Origin of the sequence: Streptomyces graminilatus, from assembly GCF_001418565.1 — a bacterium.
In the GTDB taxonomy this organism is placed as follows: Bacteria; Actinomycetota; Actinomycetes; order Streptomycetales; family Streptomycetaceae; genus Streptomyces; species Streptomyces graminilatus.
In genome coordinates, this window is record NZ_LIQQ01000322.1 from 1 (window position 1) to 7,213 (window position 7,213).

Consider the following 7,213-nt stretch of genomic DNA (forward strand, 5'->3'; position numbering starts at 1 on the left):
GAGGGGGCCTGCGACGATTTGGGCGGGGTGCGGTCGTCGGACAGGGCCGACAGACCGCCCAGCGTGCCCAGTACGGCGAGGAACGTGCCGACCACCGCCGTGGCGACCACGACCCGACGGTGGCGGTACCACGGGAGCCCGGCGGGGACCTGGGCAGGGGGACGGCCGGTGGCAGCGGTCACGTCCGGCGCGGCTGCTTCCGGTGCGGCTGATTCCGCGGGAGCGGCCTCCGTGTAGGGCGTACGCGCCTCGGTGACCGTACGGGGCTCGGCGAACGCAGGTGCCGCGGTGGGCGGGTCGGAATCCGTGGACGTGTCCGGTTGCCCGGTCGTACCGGGCTCGCCGGATGTACCCGGCACCCCGGGCGTACGCGGCCGTTGCCTTGCCGCCACCGCCAGGATCCACAGTCGGTGCAGCTCCACGCGTTCCTCCGGGGAGGCCCCGCACAGCGCGGCGAACCGTTCCACCGGGGCGAAGTCCAGCGGGACCGTGTCACCGGAGCAGTAGCGGTGCAGGGTGGATGTGTTCATGCCCAGGCGGCGGGCCAGTGATCCGTAGCTGCGGTCCGTACGCCCCTTCAGCCCCGTCAGCAGCGCCGCGAACTCCGCCACGTCGTCGTGGGTCGACACACCTTCCCCGTTTCTCTCGTGCTCCTCGTGTCCCGGAACGGCATCCCAGGCACTCCATATACCTGCACGTCAGAGGGGATGGGATGGTTCCACCGTCGCGGATCGTGTGTCGGCGGTTGCGGTTGCCCCGAGCGGCGGCCGATGCTGTGGAGGTCGCACCGACCGCTGCCGGACCGACCACCCGGCGCGGCGACATCCGACAACACCCAGCCGCACAACCGTGCACAGTCGTGCACCCAGACACGGGGGACACCCATGCCCACTCGCATGAACATCGCGCTGTCCGCACTCACCGCACTCGCCGCCGCCGGACTCGCCCTCGCGGCCCCGGCCGGTGCCGCCGTGCAGCCGAGCACCCCGGCCCAGCCCAGGTTCCTCTCGGCGGCCGAGCTGCCGCCGCACCCCAGCTCCGCCTGGACGGCCGACCGGGTCAAGGACGGGGTGCCGGACGAGCTGAAGTTCTGCCTCGGCGCGGCGCTGCCGGGCTACGACTCCCGGTACCGCGAGTTCCGCACCGACCTGGACACCGGCGCCGTCCAGCTCACGATCGTCGTCGCCGACGACGCCAAGGCCAAGGCGCTCGCCGAGCGGCTCAACAAGGAGATCCGCTCCTGCCCGAAGCGGATCGAGAAGGCCGACCCCAAGATCAAGGCCGAGTTCAAGGACTACGGCAAGCTCGCGGCCGAGGAGGGCGCGCACGTCTACGGACTGCACACCGAGACCTCGTACGGCGCCACTGACATCAACCTGCTGTCGGTCGGCCGGGACGGCCACGCCGTCACGGTCGTGGAATGGGGCCAGATGGGCGACTTCACGGACGCCCCGGTTAAGGCCTTCAAGAAGACGACGACCACTGCCGTCAACAAGCTCTACTGACCGGCCGTCACTGGCCGGCCCACCGAGCCCGGCTCCAGCGATCAGCCGCTCAGCCGCTACGCCGCTCAGCCACAAAAAAGCCCAACCGATCAACCGCTCGACCGATCAACCGCTCGACCGATCAACTGGTCATCTACTGATTACCCACGGGGAGAACACCCACATGAACCGCCGCACCATCTCGCGCCTGCCCGCCCGCCGTGCCGTCGCCCTCGCCCTCGGGATCGCGGCCGTCACGGCCCTCCCGCTGGGGCTGACCGCCACGGCCCAGGCGACCCCGGCCGAGGCCGCCGCCCAGGCGCCCCGGACGGTGACCGGCAGCCCGTCCGACTCGGTGACGCGCATCGCCGACTTCTACGGCGCCTACATCGACGCCCAGAGCGGCCCCGGCAACGGCGGAAAGCTCGCGGCGGAACTCCGCAAGCACTACATCCACCCCGACTACCTGAAGAAGCTGGTCGCCTGGGAGGAGAAGAACCACGCGGACGGCGTCCTGCGCGCCCAGAACGTCCCCCTCCGCTGGAAGGTCACCGACAACGGCACCGCCGACCACACGGAGGCTGGCATCACGCTGACCTGGGGCTCGGGGAGCACCACCAGCACCACCAAGCTGGTCGTCGACATGACCCGCGACCACCGGATCATCAACATCGGCACCAAGGGCATCGGCGGGAAGTGACCTACGGCCGGATCTGTAGCCCGCAGTGGACAGTCCGGCCGATCCACCGCCCTCACGCGCCCGTCCACGACCGGACGGGCGCGTGATCTGTCGTGGCGTCCGTTCCGAACCCCCGGCCAGTCATGTCCGCCGGGTGCGACCAAGGTCCAGTTCCGGCCATGAACGGTCCAATCAGCCCCGTACATCCGGTCGTTGAGGATTCGACATGACTGCCGTGTTCAGGTCGGGGGCATGGATCCCGTGAACGCGTTCGATCTGGAGGGGACAGTTCACCGGAGTCCGGGCGGGGGTCATGAAGAGGCAGGCGCGAGGAGGCGGTCCCGTGACCATCGGGGCCTTCGCGGCGAGAACGGCGGAGGAAGCGACCGAGAACGACGACAACCACGACGACGGCTACGACGACGATTACGACGGTCATGACGACAACCACGACGGCGACCACGGCGAATACGAGCACCACGGCGAATACGGCGAATACGGCGACCACGGCGATCACAGCGATCACAGCGATCACAGCGATGACGACGACCGCACCGACGACAACCACGGCACCGACAACGACGACGGCTGTGCCATCGGGGACGACGATGGCGCGCACCGGGGGGAGGCGTCGCAATTGAGGCGCAGGCTTGGCTGTTCGGATCTGCGGGAGGTGCCGGAGGCGCGCAGGGCACTGCGTGAGCTGTTGCGGCACTGGGAGAGGCCGGGCGGTTCGGAGATCGCGGAGCTGCTGACCAGCGAGCTGGTCACCAACGCGCTGGTGCACACCGACCGCGACGCGGTACTGACGGCCACCGTCTCGCCGCACGGATTACGCGTGGAGGTACGGGACTTCGTGGGCCGCAGGCCCAGACTGCGCGAACCCATACCGGACGACGGCACGCACGGCAGAGGCCTCGTTCTGGTGGAGTCCCTCGCCGACGCGTGGGGAGTCCGGGCGCACGGCGTGGGCAAGGCGGTGTGGTTCGAACTGAACGGGGGCGCGGCCTGAACAGGCCACGCCCCCATGTCGTCGGCGCGCGGTTCGCGCTCAACTCTTGTTCAGCGGCGCTCAGCCGTACTGCTGCTCAAGGTCCCGCAGCTTGCGCTCAAGGGAGTCCAGGCGGGGCAGAGCCATCGTGTCGTCCTCCGCCGTGAGGTCGACAGTGATCGAGTCACTGCTGCCCCGAACGGGCTGGAGGGAGGGACGGGCGCGCAAGGGCAACTGCTCCGCGGAGGATATGGCGGGCTCCGAGGTGACCTGGGCGGGCGCCCGCTCCACCTCGACCTGCTGACCGCCACCGCCGCCACCGCCGCCGAACGGACCGCGGTGGCCCCGGCTGATCGCCTTGAGGTGCGCGCGCTCGGCCCGCTCCTGCTCCCGCCGACGCAGTCGCGCCTGCTCCTTCTGGCGACGGTCCTCACGCACCTCGTCGACCGCCTCGTCCAGGCTGCGGACGCCCTCCAGGAGCATCAGCGACCAGGCCTTGTACGTCTCACGGGGCGCGCGGGCCCAGCGGACCATACGGATCTGCGGCAGCGGACGCGGCACCAGACCCTGCTCGCGCAGGGCGGCCCGGCGGGTCTGCTTCAGCGCGCGGTCGAAGAGCACAGCGGCGGACAGCGACATGCCGGCGAAGAACTGCGGGGCGCCCGCGTTGTCCAGACCCCGGGGCGCGTGCACCCAGTTGAACCAGGCGGCGGCGGCAGCGAACAGCCACACGAGTATCCGGGAACCGAGGGCCGCGTCACCGTGGCTGGCCTCGCGCACCGCGAGCACGGAGCAGAACATCGCCGCCCCGTCGAGACCGAACGGGACGAGGTACTGCCAGCCGTCGGTGAGGTTCAGGTTCTGCTCGCCGAAGCCGACGAGGCCGTGGAAGGAGAGCGCCGCGGCGACCGCCGCACAGCAGAAGAGGAGTACATAGGACGCCGTGGCGAAAACGGCCTCCTTGCGCCTGCGGCGCTCCTCGGTGCGCTCCCACGAGTCGTCCTGGCCGGCCTTCGCCCCGGAGGAGCGCTTGCCGCGCGCGAGCACCGCCACCGCCGCCAGCACGCCCAGGAGCAGTACGGCGCCCGGAAGCAGCCAGTTAAGCGATATGTCGGTCAGTCTCATCTGGGGTCCCTTGCATTGGGATAGGGCGTAACGCCCGCCATATTGGCCCAATCCCCTCAGCCCTCAGGGGGTTTCGGGGCAAGAGGCCGCCTAAGGAGGTGCAAGGGGATGCTCAGGGCGACATTCTGCTCGAACTGCCGCTTGAGGGGCGGGAGTTGAGTTCGAATAAGACTACCCGTACGGGTGGTTCCACGGAAAGTTCCTGCGACAAGTGAGGAACTTGTGAAGTGCCCGTAACGATGGGGAGCCCCAGTCGAACGCGATCTTACGGCGGCGATCCTACGGCACGCCGTTCCGGGCCCCCTGGGAGGGGGCCGATTGCTGAGGGTTGCTCAACTCTCGGCGGGGGTCGTCACCTTGGCGGTACGGGCGTTGTCGCAGGTCCGCGGGCCGTTGTCGCGCATGCAGTCCCGCCGACGGCCTGTCCGGTGCGGTGCCGGCCCTCCGTGGCGTCGTCGGTCGCCATGCCCCGCAGGGCCCGGCCGCGCCGCCGGATCCCCGGGCGGGCAGGTGAAGGTGCCGGTGCGGACGCCGAAGCGCCCGCCGGCGCGGTGGTGGGGGACGCCCCCGGTCCTGTCCGGGACCCGGTTCGGTGACGGTCGCGTCCGGACGGGCCTCGGTGAACCTGTCGTACGAGTCGGGGAAGGCGGACCGGGCCGGTGCGGGAGCGGGCGGGTCGGGACGACCCCACCCCGATGGCCGACCGAGGGGAAAAGGTAAGGCTTACCTTGCTGGTCATGTTCGCGATGTGACCGGGATCAACGCCGGATTCGGCCCGGATTCAGCCCGAATTCGGCCTGGATCCGATCCTGGAGTCGAATCGGGATTTGAACTGATGGAATGTGCGCCTATGGTGCTTGACGGGCGAGTAACAACCCGCCGCTATGCCCCCATGTGCCGTCAAGTGTCATCCAGCCCCCAGGAGGCCCCCGTGCAGCACGCCGGCCCGAAGGGCGCGCACGGCTCGCCCGAGACGAGGGTCCCGGTCTCACATCCGGGCGTCCCGCGCGTTCCACCGCAGCCCAGGGCCGTGGACATGGACCGCGGGTGGGCCCCCGGGGCGAGCGGTCCGACGGCCCGCGCGACCGTGGGCGAGAACGCGTCGGCCGACGGCGCCAGGGGCGAGCACACGCACAGTGAGCAGCCGATCTCCGGGCCGCGTACGGCACAGTCCCGTACCGTGCGAGCCCGCCCCGCCGTCCAGCGGTCCTCCGTGCGCGGCCAGATCCTCGACGCGCTGCGCGCCGCGCTCGTCAGGGGCGAGCTGGCACCCGGCGAGGTGTACTCGGCCCCCGCCCTGGGCGACCGGTTCGGCGTGTCCGCGACGCCCGTCCGCGAGGCGATGCAGCAACTCGCGCAGGAGGGCGCCGTCGAGGTCGTCCCCAACCGCGGCTTCCGCGTCGTGGAACGAGGTGCCCGCGAACTGGCCGAGCTGGCCGAGGTCCGGGCCCTGATCGAACTGCCGGTGCTGGTCCGCCTGGCCCTCACGGTGCCCGCCGAGCGCTGGACGGAACTCCGCCCCCTCGCCGACGCGACGGCCCACGCGGCGTCCACCGGCTGCCGGGCCACCTACGCGGAGGCCGACCGGGCCTTCCACCGGGCGGTCCTGTCCCTCGCGGGCAACACCCAGCTCGTCCAGATCGCCGACGACCTCCACCGCCGCGCCCAGTGGCCCCTGGTCGACACGAAGTCGGTACGGGGCCGCGCGGCACTCATGGCGGACGCGGCGGACCACGGCACCCTGCTGGACGCCCTGACCGCGAGGGACGTGCAGTTGGTTCAGTCACTGGTACGGGAGCATGTGGCAGGCGCTCACTGACCCGACCTCAAGGGGCGCCGGGCTGTGTTCCTCCGCGGCTTCACCACGGGGCACCACCGGCCGCCGCGGACCGGCCGCCGCGGACCGGCCGCCGCGGACCGGTGGTCGCCGGACAACCCGACCGTCCCACCCGGTTGGCGCAGCCAAACGACTAGGCGGCCGGAGGCGGTGGAGTCAACTGCCGCGCCAACCAGGTCGGCACACCCCCGAGCAACCGGAACAGCCGCCCCGCCTCCGCCCGCAGCCGCGACGCCTCCGGCTCGGACTCCGCGTCGGCCAGCGACGCCAGCGCGGGCGCCGTCCCCACCAGATACCCCAACTCCTCCCGGATCCTCAGCGATTCGCCGAACCCGTGCCGCGCCTCCGCCAACTCCCCGTCACGCAGGGCGAGTCCGGCCAGATGGCGCCAGGTGAACGACAGCAGCAACGGATCGGCGTGCGCGGTGGCCCCCGCGTGCGCGCGCCGGTACGCGGCCCGCGCCGCCTGCGGGGAATCCGCCAGGTTCTCGGCCAGCAGCCCCCGCCGGAAGTCCAGCACCGCCCGCCCAGCGGCTCCCGGAGGGATCAGCGCCGCCGCCCGCCCCAGCGCGGCCCGTGCCTCGTCGGCGCGGTCCCGTACGCCGAGCAGGGTCGACGCGTACGCCAACCGCCCGCGCTCACAGGCCGCCGCGCCCCGCTCGTCGTCGCTCCGGGCCACCGCCTCCGCCGTACGGAGCGCGTCCTCGGCCTCCTCCCAGCCCCGCTCGGTGTAGAGGCACCGTTCCACGAACAGCGCGGCCCGCTGGAGCGAGGCGTCGGCGGTGCCGGGGTCGAGCAGCGCCGCGGCGTCCGCCCAGCAGGCGCGTGAGCGCAGCCGCCATACCGCGGTCTGGAGTGGATCGTCACCAGAGGTCGTTCCGGAACCAGACATGGCGGTGTACGCCACATTGCCCTCCCCGAGCGCGCCATCGAGCCTGTTGAGTGGTGGCGGCATCTCAGCACGAATCCCGGTGCCGGGCCAAGGGGGTGGGTGAAAGTATTCACAAAGTCGGGGACGGGTGAGTATCAGGGTTGCCGCAGAACCGGCCACACCCGGCGCACACCAGAACCGCACGCCCCATCCGCCCCGCCCGCTC

Annotated in this window: 7 protein-coding genes; 4 read left to right on the forward strand and 3 right to left on the reverse strand. The window is 71.3% G+C overall.

Annotated elements, in window-relative coordinates:
- A partial coding sequence (locus AOK08_RS26295; RefSeq protein WP_157876799.1) for a helix-turn-helix domain-containing protein occupies positions 1-629 on the reverse strand: 629 nt, incomplete at its 3' end.
- Between the two features lie 255 nt (positions 630-884).
- On the opposite strand from AOK08_RS26295, the gene AOK08_RS26300 reads away from it, so the two are divergent.
- From AOK08_RS26300 to AOK08_RS26310, 3 genes are all read left to right on the forward strand, one after another.
- On the forward strand, positions 885-1,505 hold the full coding sequence (locus AOK08_RS26300; RefSeq protein WP_055530534.1) for a hypothetical protein: 621 nt from the start codon (positions 885-887) through the stop codon (positions 1,503-1,505).
- A 163-nt stretch (positions 1,506-1,668) separates the two neighbouring features.
- Positions 1,669-2,184, forward strand: a complete 516-nt coding sequence (locus AOK08_RS26305; RefSeq protein ID WP_055530536.1) for a hypothetical protein — start codon at positions 1,669-1,671, stop codon at positions 2,182-2,184.
- A gap of 574 nt (positions 2,185-2,758) precedes the next feature.
- Positions 2,759-3,175, forward strand: a complete 417-nt coding sequence (locus AOK08_RS26310) for an ATP-binding protein (RefSeq protein ID WP_055530544.1) — start codon at positions 2,759-2,761, stop codon at positions 3,173-3,175.
- Between the two features lie 60 nt (positions 3,176-3,235).
- On the opposite strand, the gene AOK08_RS26315 is transcribed toward AOK08_RS26310, so the two are convergent.
- Positions 3,236-4,279 (reverse strand): DUF2637 domain-containing protein, encoded by a 1,044-nt coding sequence (locus tag AOK08_RS26315; protein WP_055530538.1) that lies wholly within the window; start codon positions 4,277-4,279, stop codon positions 3,236-3,238.
- A 931-nt stretch (positions 4,280-5,210) separates the two neighbouring features.
- On the opposite strand from AOK08_RS26315, the gene AOK08_RS26320 reads away from it, so the two are divergent.
- Positions 5,211-6,098, forward strand: coding sequence for a GntR family transcriptional regulator (locus AOK08_RS26320; protein WP_055530540.1), 888 nt, complete (start codon positions 5,211-5,213; stop codon positions 6,096-6,098).
- Between the two features lie 151 nt (positions 6,099-6,249).
- On the opposite strand, the gene AOK08_RS26325 is transcribed toward AOK08_RS26320, so the two are convergent.
- The gene (locus tag AOK08_RS26325) at positions 6,250-7,023 is read right to left on the reverse strand and encodes a hypothetical protein (protein WP_055530542.1); all 774 of its coding nucleotides are present in this window, start codon (positions 7,021-7,023) and stop codon (positions 6,250-6,252) included.
- Positions 7,024-7,213 lie beyond the last annotated feature (190 nt).